23 protein-coding genes are annotated in these 22,119 nt (G+C 39.0%); all 23 read left to right on the top strand.

Annotated elements, in window-relative coordinates; translation table 11 throughout:
* Positions 1-85 precede the first annotated feature (85 nt).
* The 23 genes from GZ996_RS04755 to GZ996_RS04645 all read left to right on the top strand — a co-directional run bounded on the left by GZ996_RS04755 (position 86) and on the right by GZ996_RS04645 (position 22,073).
* On the top strand, positions 86-952 hold the full coding sequence (locus tag GZ996_RS04755) for a MerR family transcriptional regulator (protein ID WP_156805120.1): 867 nt from the start codon (positions 86-88) through the stop codon (positions 950-952).
* 472 nt (positions 953-1,424) lie between these two features.
* Positions 1,425-1,703: an ethanolamine utilization microcompartment protein EutM gene (gene eutM, locus GZ996_RS04750; RefSeq protein WP_156805121.1), complete on the top strand. Its 279-nt coding sequence runs from the start codon at positions 1,425-1,427 to the stop codon at positions 1,701-1,703.
* 36 nt (positions 1,704-1,739) lie between these two features.
* Positions 1,740-2,735 carry a DMT family transporter gene (locus GZ996_RS04745; protein WP_161979167.1) on the top strand — a complete coding sequence of 332 codons (996 nt, stop codon included), beginning with the start codon at positions 1,740-1,742 and terminating at the stop codon, positions 2,733-2,735.
* A gap of 3 nt (positions 2,736-2,738) precedes the next feature.
* Positions 2,739-3,041, top strand: coding sequence for a hypothetical protein (locus GZ996_RS04740; RefSeq protein ID WP_156805123.1), 303 nt, complete (start codon positions 2,739-2,741; stop codon positions 3,039-3,041).
* Positions 3,038-3,334, top strand: a complete 297-nt coding sequence (locus tag GZ996_RS04735) for a BMC domain-containing protein (protein WP_156805124.1) — start codon at positions 3,038-3,040, stop codon at positions 3,332-3,334. The genes GZ996_RS04740 and GZ996_RS04735 overlap by 4 nt, the downstream gene beginning before the upstream one ends.
* A gap of 14 nt (positions 3,335-3,348) precedes the next feature.
* Entirely contained in the window at positions 3,349-3,666 is a 318-nt protein-coding gene (locus tag GZ996_RS04730) for a BMC domain-containing protein (protein WP_161980846.1), read from the top strand.
* A gap of 15 nt (positions 3,667-3,681) precedes the next feature.
* Entirely contained in the window at positions 3,682-5,043 is a 1,362-nt protein-coding gene (locus GZ996_RS04725; RefSeq protein WP_161979165.1) for an aldehyde dehydrogenase, read from the top strand.
* Between the two features lie 32 nt (positions 5,044-5,075).
* Complete coding sequence (gene cutC, locus GZ996_RS04720; protein WP_156805126.1) at positions 5,076-7,622, top strand: choline trimethylamine-lyase; 2,547 nt, start codon at positions 5,076-5,078, stop codon at positions 7,620-7,622.
* A gap of 67 nt (positions 7,623-7,689) precedes the next feature.
* Positions 7,690-8,682, top strand: coding sequence for a choline TMA-lyase-activating enzyme (gene cutD / locus GZ996_RS04715; RefSeq protein WP_024532898.1), 993 nt, complete (start codon positions 7,690-7,692; stop codon positions 8,680-8,682).
* A 20-nt stretch (positions 8,683-8,702) separates the two neighbouring features.
* Positions 8,703-9,050, top strand: a complete 348-nt coding sequence (locus GZ996_RS04710) for a BMC domain-containing protein (RefSeq protein ID WP_156805127.1) — start codon at positions 8,703-8,705, stop codon at positions 9,048-9,050.
* Positions 9,047-9,493 (top strand): EutP/PduV family microcompartment system protein, encoded by a 447-nt coding sequence (locus GZ996_RS04705; protein ID WP_162011449.1) that lies wholly within the window; start codon positions 9,047-9,049, stop codon positions 9,491-9,493. Before GZ996_RS04710 ends, GZ996_RS04705 begins: the two co-directional genes overlap by 4 nt.
* A complete protein-coding gene (locus GZ996_RS04700) occupies positions 9,490-10,623 on the top strand; it encodes a 1-propanol dehydrogenase PduQ (RefSeq protein WP_162011448.1) in 1,134 nt (377 codons plus the stop codon). The genes GZ996_RS04705 and GZ996_RS04700 overlap by 4 nt, the downstream gene beginning before the upstream one ends.
* Positions 10,624-10,673: 50 nt before the next feature.
* Positions 10,674-11,282, top strand: a complete 609-nt coding sequence (locus GZ996_RS04695; protein WP_156805130.1) for a hypothetical protein — start codon at positions 10,674-10,676, stop codon at positions 11,280-11,282.
* Positions 11,260-12,102, top strand: coding sequence for an ethanolamine utilization protein EutJ (gene eutJ, locus GZ996_RS04690; protein ID WP_162011447.1), 843 nt, complete (start codon positions 11,260-11,262; stop codon positions 12,100-12,102). Before GZ996_RS04695 ends, eutJ begins: the two co-directional genes overlap by 23 nt.
* A 9-nt stretch (positions 12,103-12,111) precedes the next feature.
* Complete coding sequence (locus GZ996_RS04685; RefSeq protein WP_024532904.1) at positions 12,112-12,411, top strand: EutN/CcmL family microcompartment protein; 300 nt, start codon at positions 12,112-12,114, stop codon at positions 12,409-12,411.
* A gap of 12 nt (positions 12,412-12,423) precedes the next feature.
* On the top strand, positions 12,424-13,056 hold the full coding sequence (locus GZ996_RS04680; RefSeq protein WP_024532905.1) for a cupin domain-containing protein: 633 nt from the start codon (positions 12,424-12,426) through the stop codon (positions 13,054-13,056).
* Positions 13,057-13,072: 16 nt separating this feature from the next.
* On the top strand, positions 13,073-13,678 hold the full coding sequence (locus GZ996_RS12080; protein WP_162011446.1) for a BMC domain-containing protein: 606 nt from the start codon (positions 13,073-13,075) through the stop codon (positions 13,676-13,678).
* A 15-nt stretch (positions 13,679-13,693) separates the two neighbouring features.
* On the top strand, positions 13,694-15,349 hold the full coding sequence (locus GZ996_RS04670; protein WP_162011445.1) for an acetaldehyde dehydrogenase (acetylating): 1,656 nt from the start codon (positions 13,694-13,696) through the stop codon (positions 15,347-15,349).
* 11 nt (positions 15,350-15,360) lie between these two features.
* Complete coding sequence (gene pduL / locus GZ996_RS04665) at positions 15,361-16,068, top strand: phosphate propanoyltransferase (protein ID WP_161981093.1); 708 nt, start codon at positions 15,361-15,363, stop codon at positions 16,066-16,068.
* A 12-nt stretch (positions 16,069-16,080) separates the two neighbouring features.
* Entirely contained in the window at positions 16,081-16,359 is a 279-nt protein-coding gene (eutM, locus tag GZ996_RS04660) for an ethanolamine utilization microcompartment protein EutM (RefSeq protein WP_120171622.1), read from the top strand.
* Between the two features lie 110 nt (positions 16,360-16,469).
* Positions 16,470-20,099, top strand: a complete 3,630-nt coding sequence (gene nifJ, locus GZ996_RS04655) for a pyruvate:ferredoxin (flavodoxin) oxidoreductase (RefSeq protein WP_162011444.1) — start codon at positions 16,470-16,472, stop codon at positions 20,097-20,099.
* A 179-nt stretch (positions 20,100-20,278) separates the two neighbouring features.
* Entirely contained in the window at positions 20,279-21,157 is an 879-nt protein-coding gene (gene truB / locus GZ996_RS04650) for a tRNA pseudouridine(55) synthase TruB (RefSeq protein WP_161979155.1), read from the top strand.
* 1 nt (position 21,158) lies between these two features.
* Complete coding sequence (locus GZ996_RS04645; RefSeq protein ID WP_162011443.1) at positions 21,159-22,073, top strand: bifunctional riboflavin kinase/FAD synthetase; 915 nt, start codon at positions 21,159-21,161, stop codon at positions 22,071-22,073.
* Positions 22,074-22,119: the final 46 nt, after the last annotated feature.

Below are 22,119 nucleotides of genomic sequence, written 5' to 3'. Positions count from 1 at the left end.
TGTGAAAACGTTGACAATTAAGAAATTGTATATTAAGATGATTTGTGTGATGAGATTACAAATATAGAATAGTGAGGGGGACAGGATGGGAGTAGATAATCTATTTTCAATTGGTAGAGCAGCTGCCATGAGTGGTGTTTCAACAAAAACATTACGCTATTACGAAAGTTTAGGTTTAATTCATCCTAAGCATATTTCCAGTGAAAATGGTTATCGCTATTATGATAAAGATGCTCTACTATTGATACCATTAATCAAATATTATCAACAAGTTGGGCTAAGTTTAAAAAGAATCAAAGAGCTGATTCATGTAGCTGGATGCTCTACTCATTATTATCATCTCAAGAAAAGGCGTGACGAGATCAATGCCGAGCGTGAAGAGCTATCTATCGCTCTATCATCTGTAGATGATTGGTTAGAATTGATTGTTGAGGGGGAGATGTGCCTGCAAAATAGAAAACATCATTTTGGAGCGAATATAGAACGGATGATTAGTGTAAAATATTATTCTGAGCAGGCTAGTTATTGTTATTTGGAACAGCCATATAGCTACAATTACAAAGAGTCAATTATTAATTTAGAGTGGATTAGGCATTTACAGTTACATCATTTAGAAGTTTCAGGGCCAGTTATTTTGCGATATAACTCTTACCTAAAAAAGATGAATGGGGAAAGTAAATTTGCAACCATCTTGCAGCACTGTTTTCCAGAGTCAGAAACTTTTTCAAAGTTTGGTGGATTTATGGCATTAACATGCTATCATATTGGTCCACTGGAAGGCATTGATAGGACATATAGATACTTACTGCACTACGCAGAGAAGCATAAATATAGCTTAAAAGATGAATGCTATGAGCGCCATGTCATTGATTATTGGGTGACTCAAGACCAGAATGAATTTGTAACAGAGATTATTATTCCTGTTGTCACGCAGGATGAGCTTTATCAATAAAATAGTTAATAGATGGACGGTTTGAAGAATGTAAGGAGCATCTTCAGGCCGTTTTTATATTTTTCAGTTAGTGAATCAGTTAATTAGGGGAGATGTCATGATGTTTGATTGATAAATAATTGTTTAGTTCACAAAACTTTACCCTTAGGATAAAGTTTTGTGAGCATATTTCTTGCAAAAATAAAGATAATGTGCTTATTTATTGGAACTCTCTAATCTATTTTTCCTTTAAAATACCTGAGTGAGAGTACTGTTATGCCATAGAAAAATAGTGTAAATAGTTATATATTTTCGAAAAACTAAAAATAATTTTGAAAAAATAAAAAAAATAATTGACCTTGACTTTGTGGAAGGGTTTACAATGTTGTTGTATAGGAGTATGTGAATTTTTTATAATTGTATCAAAAATAAAATTTATATGTGCTTGTGTGTTAAATATAAGTATATAAAAATATATAAAGGAGGTAGTGACATGAATTCCGAAGCATTAGGAATGATTGAAACTAAAGGATTAGTCGGCTCAATAGAGGCGGCAGATGCAATGGTTAAAGCAGCAAATGTTACTTTAATCGGGAAAGAACATGTTGGTGGTGGTTTAGTAACTGTCCTTGTTCGAGGAGATGTCGGAGCAGTTAAGGCAGCGACAGATGCTGGTGCTGCTGCTGCACAACGAATCGGTGAGCTGGTCTCTGTTCATGTTATTCCACGTCCGCACGGGGAAGTAGAGACAATTTTGCCCAGCTCTAAATAATGGCTCGCTATTTTTAAGATATTAGGAGGTATTTTTATGGGACAAATGACAAGTACTATTGCACAACAAAAAATGAATGAAACGACCAAAAAATTCCGTATTGCAGGTATTCGAAGTGGAATTATTTCTGGCTTATTTTATGGATTGTACTCCTTTGTTATTATGATTCTTCAGAGATTTGATCCGATTAAGTCAGCGGTGGGCATTTTAGCAGCTCCCTTTGTAATGGGGGCGATAAATGATTTTTTGGGTGGTTGTGTGCTCTTGCTTGCAGCGATAAGAAATGGGAAATTTAAAGAATTGGGCCGTACATTAGCTACTAAACCAGGGAAAATTATGTTGCTTGGCTATATTTTGGGCGGCCCAGTAGCAAATGGTGCTTACCTAGTTGGTCTTTATTTAGCGGGAGCTTTTGCTATTCCAATTTCAGCGACAACAGCTGCGTTTGGTGCACTTTTCTCAGCTATTTTCTTGAAACAAAAATTAAACATGCGAGTTGTTTCTGGGATGTTGATGTGTGTGGCTGGTGCGGTTGTTATCAATCTGGTAAAACCTGAGGGAGCTCCTAATTTTACATTAGGAATTATCTTAGCTGTAGTGGCTGCAATATGCTGGGGATTGGAAGGAACGATTTCAAGTTTTGGTGGTGCAATGCTTGACTCAGAAGTCACTGTAACCCTACGTCAATTGGTTTCTGGTTTAATTCAAATGGTTATCATTGTCCCAATTATTGGAGCTACTGGTCTATTTACAGCAACCTTAACTTCACCGTTTTTAGTATTTCTCTTACTAATTTCCGGTACATTGGTCGGTATTTCATATATGGAATGGTATCGTTCAAATGCTATGGTTGGTACTGCGATTGGTATGTCCTTAAATATTACCTATGCTTTCTGGGGTGTCCTGCTTAGTGTTTTATTCCTTGGACAAGCAATTACAACAACTATTGTCGTTGGTTCGTTGGTGATTATCACAGGTGCCATTCTAGTAACGACGAATCCACTAGATTTTTTCAGAAAAGATGAGGTATAGTTCATGAAATTATTACCAGCAAGAACAGCGGTGCTAAATTATATGAGCACAGTGGAAGAGGCGGATGTATTTCAAGTTATGTCAGCCTTGGAACCTTTATTTGGCAGTGAAAAACAGTTCAGAGAGGACTTGTTTTTAGAACATTTGATGTCGTTAGAGTGCAATGGTTATCTTGTTCAGTCAGGATTTAATTTAGACGAAAACGGAAAACTTAGAATCCGTTATCAGATAAATGATGATGGAAAATACGCAGTTGAAAAATATATTGCAAAAGAATTTCGAAATGTAAAAGGAGGAGCGATATGAGATATCATGGTGGGCAGGCATTAGGTCTTGTGGAAACAGTTGGTTTGGTGCCAGCTTTGGAAGCATGTGATAAGATGCTAAAAGCCAGCAATGTCAAATTGATTTCCTATGAAAATGTTGGTTCTACATTGGTTACAATCATGGTAGTTGGTGATGTAGCTGCTGTTGAGGCTGCTGTTGAAGCAGGGGCACGTGCAGCAGATGCAATTGGTAAATTGACTGCTCATAATGTAATGCCTAGGCCGATTTCTTCTGTTGGAGACATGGTTTCTGTACATGATGTTGATAATTAATAAAGGAGGAAATAATGGAAAGATATCAAGCAATTGGTGCTGTGGAGACATTTGGTCTTGTTTATGCACTTGAGGCGGCAGATGCAATGGTAAAGGCTTCAGATGTTGAAGTAATTGCTTATGTCAACACTGCATCAGGTTATATTGCAGTTATTGTCCAAGGTGAAACGGCTGCCTGCAAGACAGCTGTTGATGCGGGAGTTAGTGCAGTAGAAAAAATGGGGACTGAGGTATATAGTAGTGTTGTCATTCCAGGACCACATGAAGATTTAAAGAAAATCATTGATCGTTACTCATTAGAAATGATGTTCCCAGAAGAAGTAACAGAGTAGGAAAGTGTGAACGAAATGAGATATATTGACAAAGATTTGGAATCAATTCAAGAAATAAGAAATTTGCTTCTGAATGGTCAAATGTCTTTTGTTCACTTGCAGAAGTACAGTCAAAGTGATTTGGATGTCGTGACTTCTATCTTTATCAAAACTTTGCTGGACAAAACAAGCGACTATGTCCACGAGTTTGTGACTGGTAATGATTACGGTGTGGAAGAGGATGAGCATTTTTTATGTACACATTTTCTGAAACGTTTCGAGGAAACTCTTCAGAAGGAGTCATATATCGGTATCATCGGTGGAAATTCTACAGAAAAAGTTATCGAAATTGGAGCGCCGTTGGGGGTTGTTGCGGTTTTGTTACCAGCTCGCCCAACCTTTACCTTATTGGTTAATGTCTGTTTACTAGCGATGAAAACAGGAAATTCTCTGGTATTCATTGCTAATCGGCAGTCAACAAGGTCAACTCTTCATAGTTTGAAAAAACTAATTATGCTTGCCGAAGAGTCTGGTTATCCTGAAGATGGTATCAGCCTAGGTGAGACAATTAGCGATGCAGGAATACTGGAATTGTTGGCCAGTGATAAGGTTTCTCTACTCATCAATATTGGCTGCCCAGAATACATTTCAAATAAGTTTGTCACCAATATACCTTTATTATATGGTGGGGATTCATCTGGACCAGTATTTGTAGAAAGAACCGCAAACATCGAGAAAGCTGTTAGTGATGTCATTCATTCGAGAAGTTTTCAAAATGGTATCTTACCCGGTGCAGAGCAATTTCTAGTTACTGAAAATGTTATTGCAGATCAAATCAAAGATAGCCTAGAAAAGAATGGAGCTCATTTGCTGACGGAGTCAGAGACTAGGAAACTGATTGCATTTCTAACAGCTTCAGAGAAGAATATTAAGGAAAATTATATTGGGAAGTCAGCTATTTGGTTGGCAGAACAATCCGGCATATCTGTTCCGGCAGAAACAAAGGTTCTTGTATCTGTCCAAGATTACATGAATGAAGAGGATTTTTTTAGTCGAAAATTACTCTGTCCAGTGATTGTAGTCTACTTGGAGCCGGATTGGACCTTAGCTTGTGTTAAATGTATGAACTTGCTAGATGAGTTAAAAATGGGACATACGCTAACCATACATTCCAAAGATTGGAAAATCATCAGAGAGTTTGCCCTAGTCAAAAAGGTTGGGAGAATTGTGGTAAATGCACCTACAGTTTGTGTCGCTACAGGTATTGTTTCTAACTTCCCGACATCATTGATATTGGGAGGTATCACAACTGGTAAAGGATATAGCTCGGAAAATATCACACCGAAACATTTGACTTATACCCGTCAGGTTGGTTTTGAAGTTAATAATAAGTCATGAATTGATTGTTCGAAAGAGAGGAAATATTCAATATGGATATGAAGGAATTTACAGCTAAGCTGGAAGAAGCTACGAAGAAACTAAGTGCGGAAGAACGTGCATCACTGGTAAAAATTTTCCAAAGTGTTTCTGATGATATTACAAAGCCAGAAATTAGTTTTGCAAATGTAGAACCGCTTGTGTCAGAAGGTACAGATGTACCAGAGGGAATTACACCTCGATTGCAGGCCTTAAAAAACCAATATTTGAAAGCGCAACCAACAATCTCTTTAATTCGTGCGGTAAACCTGACACGAATTTCTAAAGAGAATGAAGGTATGCCAAAAGCAATCCTACGCGGAACTGCTTTCAAAGAATTTTGTAAAATTGCTCCAGTAGTCATTCAAGATAATGAATTATTGGTAGGTGCACCGAATGGTGGCGCACGTTTTGGTGCCTTTTCTCCAGATATTTCATGGCGTTGGCTTCGCGATGAAATTGATACGATTTCAACTCGTCCGCAGGACCCATACGCCTTGTCTGAAGAAGATAAAAAGGTTCTAAGAGAAGAAATTTTCCCATATTGGGAAGGACGTTCTGTAGATGAAGCCTGTGAGTCACAATACCGTGAAGCGGGTGCTTGGGAACTTTCTGGCGAATCATTTGTCTCTGATTGTTCTTATCATGCTTGTTCTGGTGGCGGTGACTCAAATCCAGGATACGATGTGGTAGGGATGAAAAAAGGTATGCTAGATATTAAGGCTGAAGCAGAAGCCCACCTAGCAAAACTGGACTATGCTAATCCAGATGATTTGGAGAAAATCTATTTCTACAAATCGCAAATTCTAACAGCAGAAGGTGTTATGATTTATGCGAAGCGTATGTCTGAGTACGCAGCAGAATTAGCCGCAAAAGAATCCAATCCAAAACGCAGAGCAGAATTGGAGATGATTTCTCGCGTCAATGCCAATGTTCCTGCGCATAAACCAGAGACTTTCTGGGAAGCGATGCAATACGTTGTAACAATTCAGCACCTACTACTCTGTGAAGAAAACCAGACAGGTCTTTCAATTGGTCGTGTTGACCAGTATATGTATCCACTTTATAAAAAGGATATTGAATCTGGCCGGATGAATGATTATCAAGCTTTTGAATTAGCCGGCTGTATGTTTATTAAGATGTCAGAAATGATGTGGTTAACATCAGAGGGATCTTCTAAATTCTTTGCAGGTTATCAACCATTTGTAAACATGTGTGTTGGTGGGGTAACACGTGAAGGGCGTGATGCAACAAATGATTTGACCTATCTTTTGATGGATGCGATTCGCCATGTGAAGGTTTATCAACCAACCTTGGCAACTCGTATCAATAACAAATCGCCACGTAAGTACTTGAAGAAAATTGTTGATGTTGTCCGTGCAGGAATTGGTTTCCCTGCGTGTCACTTTGACGACGCTCACATCAAAATGATGTTGGCAAAAGGTGTTTCAATGGAGGATGCACGTGATTACTGCTTAATGGGATGCGTAGAACCACAAAAATCGGGTCGTCTCTATCAATGGACATCAACAGCCTACACTCAATGGCCAATCTTAATCGAAACGACGCTAAACCAAGGTATTCCATTATGGTACGGAAAACCAGTTACTCCAGATATGGGACCTCTTGAGCAATACAAAACATTTGAACAATTTGAAGCCGCTGTTAAAGAGACAATCAAGTATGTTACCAAATGGACTTCTGTTATGACCGTCATCTCTCAGCGTGTCCAACGTGAGTTAGCACCGGCACCATTGATGTCTATGATGTATGAAGGTACGATGGAAAATGGTCGTGGAGTTAAATCAGGTGGAGCGATGTACAATTTCGGTCCAGGTGTTGTTTGGTCAGGACTTGCTAACTACGCAGATTCCATGGCAGCAATTAAAAAACTTGTCTTTGAAGATAAAAAGTATACACTTGCCGAATTGAACAAGGCTTTGATTGCCGATTTTGAAGGGTATGATCACATTCGCGCAGATTGTCTAGCAGCTCCTAAATATGGTAATGACGATGACTATGTGGATTATTTTGCTTCGGATATTGTCGAGTTCACAGAAGAGGAACATCGTAAGTATAAGACTTTGTATTCTATTTTGAGTCATGGTACCTTGTCCATTTCGAATAATACACCTCTCGGTCAAATTACAGGAGCCTCTGCTTCTGGTCGCCGTGCTTGGACACCGCTTTCAGATGGTATCTCACCAGATCATGGTATGGATACCAAGGGTCCGACAGCGATCATTAAGTCAGTTTCCAAGATGGCGAATGAAAATATGAATATCGGCATGGTTCATAACTTCAAGATTATGGCAGGTCTTCTTGACACTCCACAAGGTGAGGAAAGTTTGATTACCTTACTTAGAACAGCAAGTATTCTTGGTAATGGTGAGATGCAGTTTAACTATCTTGACAATGCAATTTTGCTAGAAGCACAACAACATCCAGAAAAATATCGTGATTTGATTGTTCGTGTAGCTGGTTATAGTGCCTTCTTCGTTGAATTATGTAAAGATGTTCAGGATGAAATTATTGCGCGTACAGTTTTGACACGGATTTAAAACATAATGTGGATACAGTGGTCTTCTTTAGCCAGAAGGCCTACTGTAACTATTCGGATAGGAGAAAATTGTAGTGGCAACAGTAAAAAAACATGAAACACGAATCAATGTATTCAATGTTCAAAAATATAATTTATATGATGGTCCAGGCATTCGTACTATTGTTTTCTTCAAAGGTTGTCCAATGCGTTGTAAGTGGTGTGCTAATCCAGAAGGACTAGAATTTGGGACAAACATCATGCATAAGGAAACCCTATGCAAACCCTATAACTCTTGTGCCAAAACTTGTCCGCTGGGAAGTGTTTGCTTTAAATTTGCTAATGAGGAAGTGCCTGTTCCATATGAGTATTCCGACAAAGAGCATCCAATTGATATTCGGCGTTATCAGAAAAAGCGTCCAACAAGAGCAGATATTGAGGGGTGTCCCGAAGGTGCATTAACAATTGCAGGAGAGGCTAAAACCATCTCAGAACTGATGGATATTATTCATGAAGATGATGCCTTTTATGAAATGTCTGGTGGTGGTGTTACTCTGTCTGGTGGAGAATGTTTGGCCCAGGGTGAAGGGGCACTTGCTTTGTTGAAAGCTTGTAAGCAAGATGGTTTGAATACCGCAGTAGAAACAGCAGGTCATGTCCCAAATAAGGTGGTGATGAAGGTCGCTGAGTATACAGATCTGTTCTTATTTGACTTGAAGCATATGGATTCCAAAAAACACAATGAATGGACAGGTGTTGGAAACGAGCGGATTTTGAACAATCTAAAATCTGTATTAGATGCCGGTTATAATGTGAAGATTCGCATGCCCATGTTGAAAGGAATCAATGATAGCGAAGAGGAGATTCGTGCTATTATTGACTTTTTACTTCCGTATAAAGACAGAGTAAATTTTCAGGGAATTGATCTTCTACCCTATCATAAATTAGGTGTCAATAAGTATAAACAATTGGGAATGGAATATCAAATTGAAGGTGATCCATCGTTAAGTCAATATGACTTAGATAGGATAGAAAGCTATATCTTATCGTATGATTTTCCAGTAAATGTTGTTAAACACTAAGGATTGGGAGGAGGAATTTTGTGGAAGTAATTGGAGAAATCAATCGAATTATTCAAGAATCTGTTCCGGGTAAACAAATTACATTGGCTCATGTTATTGCTGCTCCCATCCAATCGGTTTATGACAGTCTGGGAGTAGAAGATAAAGGAGCTATTGGAATTTTGGCTATAACTCCATACGAAACAGCTGTTATTGCTGCAGATTTAGCCGGAAAAGCAGCAGATATAGACATTTGTTTTATTGATCGTTTCACAGGTTCTCTCATGTTTAGTGGAGATGTACAGAGTGTAGAAACAGCCCTACAAAGAATTCTTGACTATTTTAAGGCTAACTTAGGATTCTCCATTGTTTCATTAACAAAATCATGAGAAAACGAATACTGATTATTGGACCAGAGGGTTCTGGGAAAAAGGAACTCATTAGAGTACTAGAAAATGAGGAGGAGATTTGCCTCATAAAATCTATCGTGTACGGTCGTGAAACAATTTATGTTCCTAGCACTTATCTTAGGAGTCCTAGCATGAAAAAGCATATTATTGCAATGCAACAAAATGCTTATTGTCTCCTGATGCTCTTACATTCTAGCCGTGCCTATAGAGTCTATTCACCTAATTTTGCACAAGTGTTTAGACTTCCTAGTTTAGGGATTATTGCTCATCATCAAGGACAGTCTATTAAAAATACAGCTGATTGCATAGCTGAATTACGAGAAGCTGGTGTTGATGAGATTATTGAATGGGAGATGGAAAACTCTGATACCTATCACGAATTATGTAAAAAAATAGAACAATTAAAAGAAGGTAATCAATGAAAATACATGAATTTCAAGTGGGTCCACGCTTTATTTTTGGTAAAGGGGCTACAGCAAAAATTTCAGAATTACCAATTACGAAAGCCTACGTTATTTGTGATCCTTTCATGGAACAAAGTCACCTTGTGAACGAAGTTTTAGAGGTTCTAACTACTTCGGGAGCAGAGACTAAGGTTTTTTCAAATGTTGTCCCTGACCCGACAGTACAAGTCGTTTCTGAAAGTATGGCTGAAATTAGAAAGTATAAACCAGATGCTGTTATTGCCTTAGGAGGAGGATCAGCGATGGATACAGCCAAGGCAGTTGTCCGAGTGTATTCTGAATCTGAAAAAGTAGACAGTCCTTACTTGATTGCGATTCCCACTACAAGTGGGTCAGGAAGTGAAAATACCGCTTTTGCAGTCATCTCAGATCCAACGCATAATGAAAAAATTGCATTAGTTGATGATTCAATGGTTCCGGATCTCGCTATTTTGGACACTACTTTTACAATGACTCTGCCACCATCGGTGACAGCGGATGCAGGAATGGACGTGCTGACGCATTGTCTGGAAGCTTATGTATCCAATCAGGCTAATGATTTTTCTGATGCCTGTGCTGAAAAAGGCATCCGGTTGACTTGGCAATACATCTTTGAAACCTATAAAAATGGTGACAATCAATTAGCTCGTGAGAAGATGCATAATGCTTCATCTATAGCAGGTATTGCTTTTAATAATGCAGGGTTGGGAATTTGTCACAGTTTATCTCATGCTATCGGTGCTTTCTTCCATGTACCGCATGGTCGGATCAATGCCTACCTATTGCCCTACGTCATTTCATTTAATGCTTCCTTGGATAGTTTGGGAGAGACAGAGGTAGCTAGACGATACGCTGAGGTTGCAGAGTTGCTGAATATTGGCAAAGTCACAGTTAAACAATCAGTAGTAGCTCTGACAAGTGCAATTAAACAATTATCGATAAAAATGAGTATCCCAACGAAACTTGAAGAATTGGGAATTGATCGAAAAGAGTTTGAAAAAATGATTCCAGAGATGGCACAAAGGGTAATGGCAGATGCTTGTACACCAACAAATCCAAGGACCGTTACGCAGGAGCAGATTGAGGCTATCTATCGCTCAATGCACTAATGGCTAACATAAGTATATAAAAAGATATTATTGAGTGGAAGGAGGATGTTATGAAATATCTAACTGAAGATGATTTACGTCTGATTTATCGTGACAATCCTTTTGAAACCTTCACTATTCAAAAACAAACTAGATTAACTCCAGGAGCAAAAACTTTTCTTATGGACCGTAAGGTTCGACTCATTGATGAGACTGAAAAAAAGCCGTTAACCAATGCAGTAAAATCAAGTTCAATCACCAATAGCTGTTTATCATGTATCACACAGTCAAATGAGTGGCTGATACTTCGGAGTGAACTTTTACGAGTGGCCTATGAGTTGATTGAGTTGGATTTTTCTATCTCTGAAGAGCTATGCATGCTAGAACAATGTATGGCAACATCATCGATTTCAGACCGTCAAATGATTAAAGAACAAGCAATTAGTCAGCCATCTGTGGTCGAAAGTTTAGGAAGAATGCGATTGTTGTTGAGAACTAAAAAAGGGAGAGTAGCCTCTCGTCTATTCCCTCTATATTTTAAGTTTCAGACCTTGTCTGAAAGAGTTGATGAACCAATACCGGAAGTATTGCAAGAAGTTATCAATCGGTTGGCAGGTATGATTATATCTTGTGTCAAAAGATGTGAGGAGGTAGACGATGATATCAAACAAATTACCTAAAACATGCGATCAGTATGTGGAGGAATTTGAAAAGGCTGAAAAACAACCTGTTATTACAAAAAGTCATATTTATTATACGGGGGTTGATTTAGGAACTGCCTACATCGTCTTAGTTGTCCTAGATGAGAATCGAAATATTGTAGCTGGTGCACACCGCAGCGCCAATGTTATCAAGGATGGAATGATTGTTGATTATATTGGAGCGATTCGCATTGTCCGAGAACTAAAAGAAAGTTTAGAAAGACAATTACAGACGGAATTACTCTATGCTGCTGCGGCCCTTCCGCCAGGGACAGATTTATTAGATGGTGGAGTAATCAAAAATGTTGTTCAAGGAGCAGGCTTTGAGTTGACAGCTTTATTAGATGAACCTACAGCAGCTAATACCATTGTAGGACTTAAAGATGGGGCAATTGTGGATATTGGTGGTGGGACAACAGGTATTTCTATCTTAAAAGATGGAGAAGTAGTGAAGACAGTTGATGAGGCAACAGGGGGAACGCACTTTACTTTGGTAATCTCTGGTGCTTACCACCTAACCTTTGAAGAGGCTGACGCCTATAAGCGAGATAACAACAATCATAAAGAACTGAATAGCGTTTTGAAGCCTGTCGTTGAAAAAATTGCCAGCATTATAAATAATAGTATTGCTGGATATGATGTGGATACCATCTACTTAGTTGGTGGCACCAGTTGTCTAACTGGAATTGAGGCCATTATCGAAAAAGAAACGGGTATTCGAACTGTTAAACCGAAAAATCCGATGTTTGTTACCCCGATAGGAATAGCAATGAATTGCAGTCAAGAAATTATGTATTAGGAGGCGAAGATGTTAGTTGCAGAATTAGTTGATACAATTTGGGCCACTAGAAAATCGGATGCCTTGAATGGTGCTAAATTTCTACTGGCAAAGGTAGTCGGTGGTAGTAGATCCGGAGAGATTATGGTCGTTGCTGATATGATCGGTGCAGGAATTGGTGATCGAGTCATTGTGGCAACAGGTTCTGCTGCCCGTCGTATGATGGAAAATGATTTGATGCCAGTTGATGCAGCGGTTATAGGAATTATTGACGAAAACTACGATCAAATCAAACAACAAAACGGAGAAATAAATAGATTGTTGGAATAGAAAGGAGAAGAGATGGCAAAATTGATAGTTGCAAAAGATGTTCTTGCATGTAAGGAAGCAGGGCAGATGGTGTGTCATATTGAAAAAGGGACAATTATTACTCCTGCTGCACAAGATGAAGCCAAAAAATATGGTATTTCATTTGAGTGTTGCGAAGATACTTGTACAACATCATTTGAAATGAGTAATCAACGTATCAGCACTGATGAAATCCTGCATATTTTAAAGAATATTTTAATGAATACAGATGACAAAATAGAGAGGGAAGCCAAGCCATACCGTTTTGTTTCGCATACAAATGGTATGAAAGTTGTACGTGGTTCAACAGTTCGGATGGATGACTTTGATACAGGAACACCGGGTGCCAAGGTCGGTTTTCAGGAACTTGTTGGCCAGCATGAATCAAAAATGAGTGCAGGTTTTCTAACGATTGATCAATCCAAATTTGCATGGAAACTACCATACGAAGAAATTGATTATGTTATCTCGGGAACGGTAACAGTTGAAATCGATGGACAAACTTTTGTAGCGCGTGAAGGAGATGTTTTATTTGTCCCTTCAGGCTCAAATGTGGTTTGGGGTTCACCAGATAATGCAAAACTATTTTATACTACGTATCCATCGAACTGGGCAGACTTAATGTAGTTGGGGAGGCCAAAGAATGAGAGCTTTAGGGTTGATAGAAACGTATGGGTTTATCGGAGCCATTGAAGCTGCGGATGTCATGCTAAAAGTTGCAAATGTTTCTTTGATGAAATTAGAAAAAGTGCGTGGAGGTTTGGTCACTATCAGTATCGAGGGAGATGTTGGAGCAGTAAAAGTAGCTGTGGAAGCTGGGGCTAGCGCTGTTCAGAGATTTGGTACGGAATTTCTTCATAGTTCGCATGTCATTCCTAGACCGGACCAACAACTTTCTTCCATTTTAGATGAGAATACTGAGATGAGCCTCTTACACGATGAATCAACAAGAGAAGTAGCAGTTGCCCACTTATCAAACGCTTCAAAAGCGACAGATAAAATCGTTGAGGCAGAAGAACAAGTCACAGATAGTATCGAAGAACCGATAGTAAATGTAACCTTAACTGTTAAGGAATACAGGCGACAACTAGAAAGAACAAAGGCTGCAGACTTACGGACGATGATTTCAGATAATGAGAATATTTCCATTGCAGAAGAAAAATTATCTAGCTTGGTAAGGAAAACGATGATTGCCATGTTGGTCGATGATTATTCTAAGAAAATCAAACGGTCAGTAGAAAAAACGTAGGAGGTTCAAAGCAGAATGAAGACAATTGATGTAGATCTCTGCTCTATACAAGAAGCACGTGATTTAGCAAGAAATGGAAAAGAAGCAGCACAGAAGATTGCGCATTTTTCAGATGAACAGATAGATGCCATTCTAAAAAATATTGTAAAATCAGTCGAAGCCAATGCTTATTATTTGGCTAACTTAGCAGTCGAAGAAACAGGCTTTGGTAAATTGGAAGATAAGGCTTATAAAAATTATGCAGCCTCAACTTTACTTTATGATGAAATCAAGGATTATAAGACATCGGGAATTTTAGATTTTGATGAAAATAATAAAGTTTTTAGAGTAGCTGAGCCAATGGGACTGGTGTTGGGGATCACACCTTCTACCAACCCAACTTCAACAATTATTTATAAGTCGATTATTTCTATTAAATCGCGTAATGCAATTGTGTTTGCTCCACATCCATCGGCTAAGAGGTGTAGTATAGAAGCGGCTGAACTAGTGAGAAAAGCTGCAGTTGAAGCAGGGGCGCCAGAACATATTGTAGGGTGTGTTATGAACCCAACATTAGAATCAACAAATGAATTGATGCACTCAAAAGAAGTTGCAATGATTATCGCAACGGGCGGTCCTGGTATGGTAAAAGCTGCTTATAGTAGTGGCAAACCAGCTATTGGTGTTGGGGCTGGTAATTCTCCAGCTTATATTGAGAAAACAGCGGATGTAAAAAAAGCAATTGCTACTATTATTGCCTCTAAAACATTTGATAACGGGACGATTTGCGCCTCTGAACAAGCGATTATCTGTGAAGAAAGCAATAAGGATAAAGTGCTCCGTGAATTAAAAGAGCAAGGATGCTACCTCATGACCCGAGAAGAGACAGACAGGGTTTGTCAGCTTCTCTTTAGAGGGAATACTAAGGGATGCCATCCGTCAATGAATCCGAAATTTGTTGGACAACCAGCTATAAAAATTGCAGCTGCAGCAGGGCTGTCAGTACCAGAAGATACCAAGATTTTGGTAGGTCCTCAAGTTGGTGTTGGTCAGGGAAATCCACTATCGTTTGAAAAATTAACGACTGTTATTGGTTTTTATGTTGTTAAAGATTGGGAAGAAGCTTGTGCTTTGAGTATTCGACTGCTACAAAATGGTATCGGTCATACGATGAGTTTACATACAGGTGACCCAGAAATGATTTTCCGTTTCTCCAGTAAGCCTGCTTCTCGTATCTTAATCAATACAGGAGGAAGCCAAGGTGGTACAGGTATTTCCACCGGACTTCCAATTGCCTTTACCCTAGGTTGTGGTACTGATGGTGGTAGTTCTGTTTCGGATAATCTAACCCCAGAACACTTGGTAAATGTAAAAACAGTTGCATACGGAATAAAAGATGTTACAACTATTGTTGCGAAAGATAGTCGCTTTCAATCATTGCCAAAATTGACTATGTTATCTAAAACCGATACAAAGATTGATGCAGTATGCTCAGCGAGCATTCATTGTCAAAACAAGCATGAATTGGAAAAAGATTTTTTGAGTCAAACGCCACAGGCTATTCAAGAAAATTTTGAAAAACGTCAAAACTTACAGTCTGATGAATTAAATGAGAAACAAACTCTGTCTACCGAAGATGACATTGATAATGAAGCTATTGTTAGAGAGATTTTGTCATCTTTAAGAAGATAGGAGGTGATTGTGTGGGAGAAGATCTAGAAAGCTTGTTTTACAAAGTAGTTGACTATCTTGATGGAAGGGATAGCAATGTAGAAAAGGTTTTGGTCGAAGAAAAGCCAGTGGCAGCCAAGGAACCTGTAACAAAAGCAGATGTTTTTGGTCGCAATGCCATTCCTCTAGGTATATCAAATAGGCACATTCATTTATCTCAGGTAGATATAGATTGTTTATTCGGTCCTGGCTACCGCTTTAATCAACTAAAAGAATTGTCGCAAAAGGGACAATTTGCCTACAAGGAATGTGTAACCATTGCAGGTCCTAAGGGAGTTATTGAAAGAGTTAGGATTTTAGGTCCGTCACGGAGCCATACGCAGGTTGAAATATTAAGAAGCGATTGTTTTAAGCTGGGTATTGACGCACCGTTACGCTTATCCGGTGACATTGAACATACTCCAGGTTGCACAGTCATTGGTCCAGTGGGCTCGATTCAGCTGAATAAAGGTTGTATAGTCGCTAAACGGCATATTCATATGAACCCAAGTGATGCTAAACATTTCGGTGTAGAAGACAAGCAAGTTGTTTCTTTGGAAATACCTGGTGAGCGTGGTGGCATTATCCATAATGTTATTGTTCGCGTGAACGGTAATTTCTCGTTAGAATGTCACTTAGATACTGAAGAAGCAAATGCCTTAGGGGTTACGGCGCACAATAAATTACGTATTATTAAGTAAAGGAGAAGAAATATGACTTCAGAAGCACTAGGCATGATTGAAACAAAAGGCTTGATAGGTTCAATAGAGGCCGCTGATGCCATGGTAAAAGCCGCTAATGTTACCTTGATTGGTAAGGAACATGTAGGTGGTGGTTTAGTTACCGTTTTGGTTCGTGGTGATGTTGGTGCAGTAAAAGCTGCTACTGATGCAGGTGCAGCGGCAGCCCAACGTGTAGGAGAGTTAGTCTCTGTTCATGTCATTCCGCGTCCACATGGTGAAGTAGAAACCATTTTACCAAAAGTAAAATAAATTTTCAGGAAGAAGAGCTCATCTTGTTTGGGGTGAGCTTTTCTAAAAATAGTAGGTAATTTCTTCTCAAAGAATTGGGGAAAGATTAAAAAATGTAGGGAGGAAGGAATATGTCACATCAAGAAATAATGGATGGTAATATGGCTGCGGCATACGTAGCATATGCTTTTAGTGATGTTGCAGGTATTTACCCTATTACACCCAGCTCTACAATGGGAGAATGGATTGATACTTGGCAGGCAGAAGGTAGAAAAAACTTATTTGATCAGACTGTAAATGTTGTTGAAATGCAATCAGAAGCGGGAGTGGCTGGCTTCGTGCATGGTTCATTAAAAACTGGAGCACTAACGACTACTTGTACCTCTTCTCAAGGATTGTTGCTAATGATACCTAACATGTACAAGATTGCAGGAGAATTACTACCAGCAGTTTTTCATGTTGCTGCACGTTCTGTAACGACAAATGCCCTCAGTATATTTGGTGATCATAGTGATGTTATGGCTGTACGACAGACAGGCTTTGCAATGTTGGCAGAAGGTTCCGTTCAAGAAGTAATGGATCTGTCACTTGTAGCTCATTTAGCAACACTAGAATCCAGTCTTCCCTTCGTTAATTTTTTCGATGGATTTTCGACAAGTCATGAACTACAAAAAATCACTGTTCTAGAATATGATGAGTTCAAGCCTCTAGTGCATGAAGAGGCGCTCAACATCTTTCGTGGTAGAGGAATGAATCCCAACCATCCAACGGTGTCCGGAACCAATCAAGGACCAGACACTTTCTTCCAACAGCGCGAGACAGTAAATCGACACTATCAAGTTCTTCCCTACGTTGTACGAAAGTACATGAAAAAAATCAATCAACTTCGTGGAACAGATTATGACCTAATACGATATTATGGACATCCTGATGCAGAAACTATTATTGTAGCAATGGGATCCGTATCCTCTACAATTTGTCAGACTGTTGATTACTTGATAGATAACAATAAAAAAGTGGGCTTCATTCAGGTTCATCTCTATCGACCTTTTCCAGTAAAAGATTTTTTAGAAAAAGTACCCAAGACAGTTCAAGCTATCGCTGTTTTGGATAGAACCAAAGAAGCAGGAGCCACAGGTGAACCTCTTTTCTTAGATGTAAGAACTGCGTTTTATGAAAGTGAGCGACACCCCCTTATCATTGGGGGAAGGTATGGATTGGGTTCAAAAGAAGTGAGACCTAACCAGATAATGGCTATCTTTGCTGAGTTGGAGAAAGCTTCTCCAAAGCCTCATTTTACTATAGGAATAGAAGATGATGTTACCAACCTTTCATTAAAGGTGGGAGATTCTATTGATCTGACAAAGAAAACAACTTACCAAGTGAAATGTTGGGGATTTGGAGGAGATGGCACAGTTAGTGCCAATAAATCAATTATCCGCATTATGGGTGAACATTCTGACTCTACTATTCAAGGTTCCTTCTATTATGATTCTAGAAAACAGAATGGTCTCACGATTTCAAACCTTCGATTTGGTCGAGATAAAATTCAGTCTTCTTATTCTATATTAGAAGCGGATTTTGTTGGGGTTACCATGCCTGGATATTTAAGAAAAATAGACTTGGTAAAGGGATTAAAAAAAGGGGGAATATTTCTATTAAATACCACCTGGTCCCATGAAAAACTCAGTCGCTTACTTCCAAGCAAACTCAAACGCTACTTGGCTGATAACGAGATTCGCTTTTACACCATAAATGCCTATAAAATTACACAAGAAGTAGGATTGTATGGGAAACCGGGTATTTGCATGCAGGCGGCTTTCTTTAAACTAACAGACTTTTTATCGGAAGAAGCAGCAGTTGAAGCCATGAAGAAAGAGATTGTTCAGGCGTATAGACATAAATCACCGGAAGTCGTAGAACAAAATCTACGAGCTGTTGAAATGACCCTTGCTTCTATAAAAAAAATAGATATTCCAGCCGATTGGAAATTATGTAGAGAGGAGCAAAACGCCCCATCAACCAATACTTTGAAGTATATACAGAAGATTCAGCAACCTGTTCATCGTCTGGAAGGAAATTCTGTGTCGGTTGGTCAATTGATAGAAAATGGTCTCGTCGCAGGAGATATTCCCTTGGGAATTGCGCCAGTAGAAAAACGCAGTACGGCTTGGGAAGTACCAGAGTGGAATTCAGAATTTTGTGTGCAGTGTAATCAATGTTCATTTGTCTGCCCACATGCTGCCATTCGTCCTTTCCTAGTTGAACAAGATGAGTTGAATCAAGCTCCTGATGGCTACAGGGTTAGAGATTACAAGGGAAAAGATGGACTGATGTATCGTATTCAGGTATCTGTTGAGGATTGTACTGGTTGTGAACTGTGTGTAAAGGTCTGTCCTGCCAAAGGCAAGGCTTTAAAGATGATTGAAGTGGATGACGAAGCTTCAGGTAAGTTTAAGGAAGAAGCCATTCATTGGGCCTTTTCAATGACCTTACGTGCCAAAGAAAATCCAGCCAAGCCAGGAACTATTGCACATACACAATTTGAACAGCCTCTCTTGGAATTTTCAGGTGCATGTTCAGGATGCGGTGAAACTCCGTATGTCAAACTATTAACTCAGTTGTTTGGTAATAGGATGATGATTGCTAATGCTACAGGTTGTTCTTCCATCTGGGGAGGGATGTTTCCTATCACACCGTTTAGTACCAATTCACTTGGGCAAGGTCCTGCTTGGAGTAATTCTCTGTTGGAAGACAATGCTGAATTTGGATATGGTATGTTAATGGCTACGCAAACGAGGAGACACTCGCTGATTGCTGATATGCTCGCAGCAAAAGAGGAAGCAAGTTCAGTTTTGGTAGAGCTGATAGATAACTGGATTGAAAACATTGATAAAGGCTATGGGACAATTGCACGAAGCAAAAAGTTGATAGACTTGCTCCTTGTTGAAATGGATGAGACAAAACCTTTCTTGACAAAACTTTACGAAAAACGTGATTTATTTGTAAAACCCTCACAATGGATTATCGGTGGAGATGGTTGGGCCTACGATATAGGTTATGGTGGCTTAGATCATGTGCTTGCTAGCGGAGCGGATGTAAACATACTGGTACTTGATAATGAAGTATACTCTAATACTGGTGGCCATGTTTCAAAAAGCACACCGACATCAGCTATTGCAAAGTTTTCAGCTTCAGGTAACAGAGGAATAAAAAAAGACTTAGGAATGATGGCAATGACCTATGGTAATGTCTATGTAGCTCAGGTTGCAAGTGGTGCGAATCCAGTTCAGGTGATTAAAGCATTTGAAGAAGCAGAAAAACATCCAGGACCATCACTTATCATTGCCTACGTCCCATGTATCACTCACAAGATAGCAGGAGGAATGAAGGAGAGTCTTCAGGAAGCAAGACAAGCAGTAGAATCTGGTTACTGGTCCTTGTACCGTTACAATCCAAAGCTAGAACAAGAAGGAAGAAATCCGATGATTTTGGATTATAAGCGCCCAAATTTTGATAAAATGATTGATTTTATGATGAAACAAGAGCGATTTTCTTCCTTACAACAATTTAATCCTACTGTGGCAGCTGACTTATTTCATCAAACAGTGGAACAAGCCAAACGGCGTTTCATAAATTATGCCAAGTTATCTGGAGACTTCGACAAATATATAAAAGGAGTGCAAAGAAATCAGACAAAGAAAAGTAGCACAATACAAGAGTCCACATTAGAAAAGATTATACATAGTTTAGAATTTTAATAGCATACTAAAAATGATATTATCTATCTGAATAGCAAGCACGGTGGAGGGTTAGAGATTAACTTATACTTGATTGTACTTGTAAAATCTGATTTGGGATTGTAATTATTAACTATGGGAAGAATTCATTCCATATAAAATCTCGCCAACTGGTGAGATTTTTTGGTATAATATAGCTTATGATTTCAGGAATTATTAATTTGAAAAAAGAGGCGGGTATGACCAGCCATGATGCAGTGTTTAAACTCCGAAAGATATTGAATGAAAAGAAAATTGGACACGGTGGGACCCTGGATCCCGATGTTACAGGTGTCCTTCCGATAGCTGTTGGGAAATCCACTCGTATCATTGAGTATATGACAGAAGCTGGCAAAGTTTACGAAGGGGAGATTACGATTGGGTTTTCAACTACGACTGAAGATGCTTCTGGTGAAGTAGTGAATGTGACCGTAGTAAGTGACTTGACCGAAGAGGCAGTTGATGCGGCCATGTCACGTTTTGTTGGTCAAATCACTCAAGTTCCACCAATGTATTCGGCAGTCAAGGTGAATGGTCGTAGGCTCTATGAGTATGCCCGACAAGGTGAGGTTGTTGAACGGCCATCACGCCGAGTCACGATTACTGAGTTTTCTCGGACCTCTCCAATTGTTTTGAACAATAATTGTGCGATGTTTAGCTTTCGTGTGGTATGTAGTAAGGGAACCTATGTCCGAACACTTTCGGTTGATTTAGGTACAGCACTTGGATACGCCAGTCATATGTCAGCTCTTCAAAGGACTGCATCGGCAGGACTAGAGCTTAGCTCTGCTTTGACTTTAGAACAAATTAAAGAAAAGGTTAATGCAGGTGATTGGGGTTTTTTACTACCGATTGAGTATGGTGTCTCAGAACTCCCTCGTGTTGAATTGACTGAAGAAGCGGTGACAGAGATTTCTTATGGACGTCGTGTCGCTTTAGATGCGATAACACCACTAGTAGCAGGATTTCATGATGGCAAGGTGATTGCTATCTTAGAGGCACGTGACAACCTTTATAAACCTAGAAAAGTATTGATTTAAGATGAACATAATAACGATAAACGACTATCATGATTTGGTAGAAAGACAAGCAACGGTTTTAGTTTTAGGCTATTTTGATGGGCTTCATTTAGGGCATAAGGCGCTTTTTGATAAGGCACGGGAAATAGCAGAGCGAAAAAAATTGCCAATTACTGTATTAACATTTCATGAGTCTCCTAAATTGACTTTTGCTCGTTTTACACCAGATTTGCTTTTACATCTAGCCTATCCAGAAAAACGTTATGCTAAATTTGAAGAGTATGGTGTTGACTACCTTTATTTAATGAATTTTACGAGTGAATTTGCGAAAACAAGTTCGGATGATTTTATCAAAAATTACATTGAAAAATTACAAGCTCAGGATATCGTTATAGGATTTGACTACCAATTTGGTCACAATAAAACAGACAGTGACTATCTTGCTCGTAATACAACTGCTCAAGTACACACCGTAGGAGAAATTCAATTTGAAGGTGAAAAAATCTCTTCAACTCGTATTCGTGAAGCGGTCACAAAAGGAAATATTGAATTAGCTAATCAATTATTAGGCTATACGTTTACGACGCGAGGAATCGTGGTTCATGGAGATGCGCGTGGTCGTACAATCGGATATCCAACTGCAAACGTAGCACCACTTGATCGAACTTACCTGCCTTCAGATGGTGTCTATGTGACGGATGTTTGTGTAAAAGGTAAAACTTACCGTGCGATGACTTCTATTGGTCAAAATGTAACCTTTGGTGGAACAGAGTTACGTTTAGAAGCTCATATTTTTGATTTTATGGGAGAAATCTACGGAGAAGAAATCGAAATTTCCTGGCTATATAAAATCCGTGATATGGTCAAATTTTCTGGTATTGATGATTTAATCGCTCAATTGGAAAAGGATGAGCAATTTTCAAAAAATTGGGCATAAATTATGAAAAAAGTCTAGAAATATAGCTTGAATTTTTGTATAATAA

Origin of the sequence: Streptococcus sp. S784/96/1 (assembly GCF_902729355.1) — a bacterium.
Taxonomy (GTDB): domain Bacteria; phylum Bacillota; class Bacilli; order Lactobacillales; family Streptococcaceae; genus Streptococcus; species Streptococcus caledonicus.
This window is presented reverse-complemented; position numbering and strand designations above follow the sequence as displayed.

Bases quoted from the DNA above. Each gene is read 5' to 3' on its own strand.
- GZ996_RS04745 (WP_161979167.1), top strand. From the start codon at position 1,740: ATGGGACAAATGACAAGTACTATTGCACAACAAAAAATGAATGAAACG.
- nifJ (WP_162011444.1), top strand. From the start codon at position 16,470: ATGTCACATCAAGAAATAATGGATGGTAATATGGCTGCGGCATACGTA.
- GZ996_RS04645 (WP_162011443.1), top strand. From the start codon at position 21,159: ATGAACATAATAACGATAAACGACTATCATGATTTGGTAGAAAGACAA.
- GZ996_RS04730 (WP_161980846.1), top strand. From the start codon at position 3,349: ATGGAAAGATATCAAGCAATTGGTGCTGTGGAGACATTTGGTCTTGTT.
- eutJ (WP_162011447.1), top strand. From the start codon at position 11,260: ATGATATCAAACAAATTACCTAAAACATGCGATCAGTATGTGGAGGAA.
- eutM (WP_156805121.1), top strand. From the start codon at position 1,425: ATGAATTCCGAAGCATTAGGAATGATTGAAACTAAAGGATTAGTCGGC.
- GZ996_RS12080 (WP_162011446.1), top strand. From the start codon at position 13,073: ATGAGAGCTTTAGGGTTGATAGAAACGTATGGGTTTATCGGAGCCATT.
- GZ996_RS04755 (WP_156805120.1), top strand. From the start codon at position 86: ATGGGAGTAGATAATCTATTTTCAATTGGTAGAGCAGCTGCCATGAGT.
- GZ996_RS04725 (WP_161979165.1), top strand. From the start codon at position 3,682: ATGAGATATATTGACAAAGATTTGGAATCAATTCAAGAAATAAGAAAT.
- truB (WP_161979155.1), top strand. From the start codon at position 20,279: ATGATTTCAGGAATTATTAATTTGAAAAAAGAGGCGGGTATGACCAGC.
- cutC (WP_156805126.1), top strand. From the start codon at position 5,076: ATGGATATGAAGGAATTTACAGCTAAGCTGGAAGAAGCTACGAAGAAA.
- GZ996_RS04695 (WP_156805130.1), top strand. From the start codon at position 10,674: ATGAAATATCTAACTGAAGATGATTTACGTCTGATTTATCGTGACAAT.
- GZ996_RS04680 (WP_024532905.1), top strand. From the start codon at position 12,424: ATGGCAAAATTGATAGTTGCAAAAGATGTTCTTGCATGTAAGGAAGCA.
- GZ996_RS04705 (WP_162011449.1), top strand. From the start codon at position 9,047: ATGAGAAAACGAATACTGATTATTGGACCAGAGGGTTCTGGGAAAAAG.
- eutM (WP_120171622.1), top strand. From the start codon at position 16,081: ATGACTTCAGAAGCACTAGGCATGATTGAAACAAAAGGCTTGATAGGT.
- GZ996_RS04735 (WP_156805124.1), top strand. From the start codon at position 3,038: ATGAGATATCATGGTGGGCAGGCATTAGGTCTTGTGGAAACAGTTGGT.
- GZ996_RS04700 (WP_162011448.1), top strand. From the start codon at position 9,490: ATGAAAATACATGAATTTCAAGTGGGTCCACGCTTTATTTTTGGTAAA.
- GZ996_RS04685 (WP_024532904.1), top strand. From the start codon at position 12,112: ATGTTAGTTGCAGAATTAGTTGATACAATTTGGGCCACTAGAAAATCG.
- GZ996_RS04670 (WP_162011445.1), top strand. From the start codon at position 13,694: ATGAAGACAATTGATGTAGATCTCTGCTCTATACAAGAAGCACGTGAT.
- GZ996_RS04740 (WP_156805123.1), top strand. From the start codon at position 2,739: ATGAAATTATTACCAGCAAGAACAGCGGTGCTAAATTATATGAGCACA.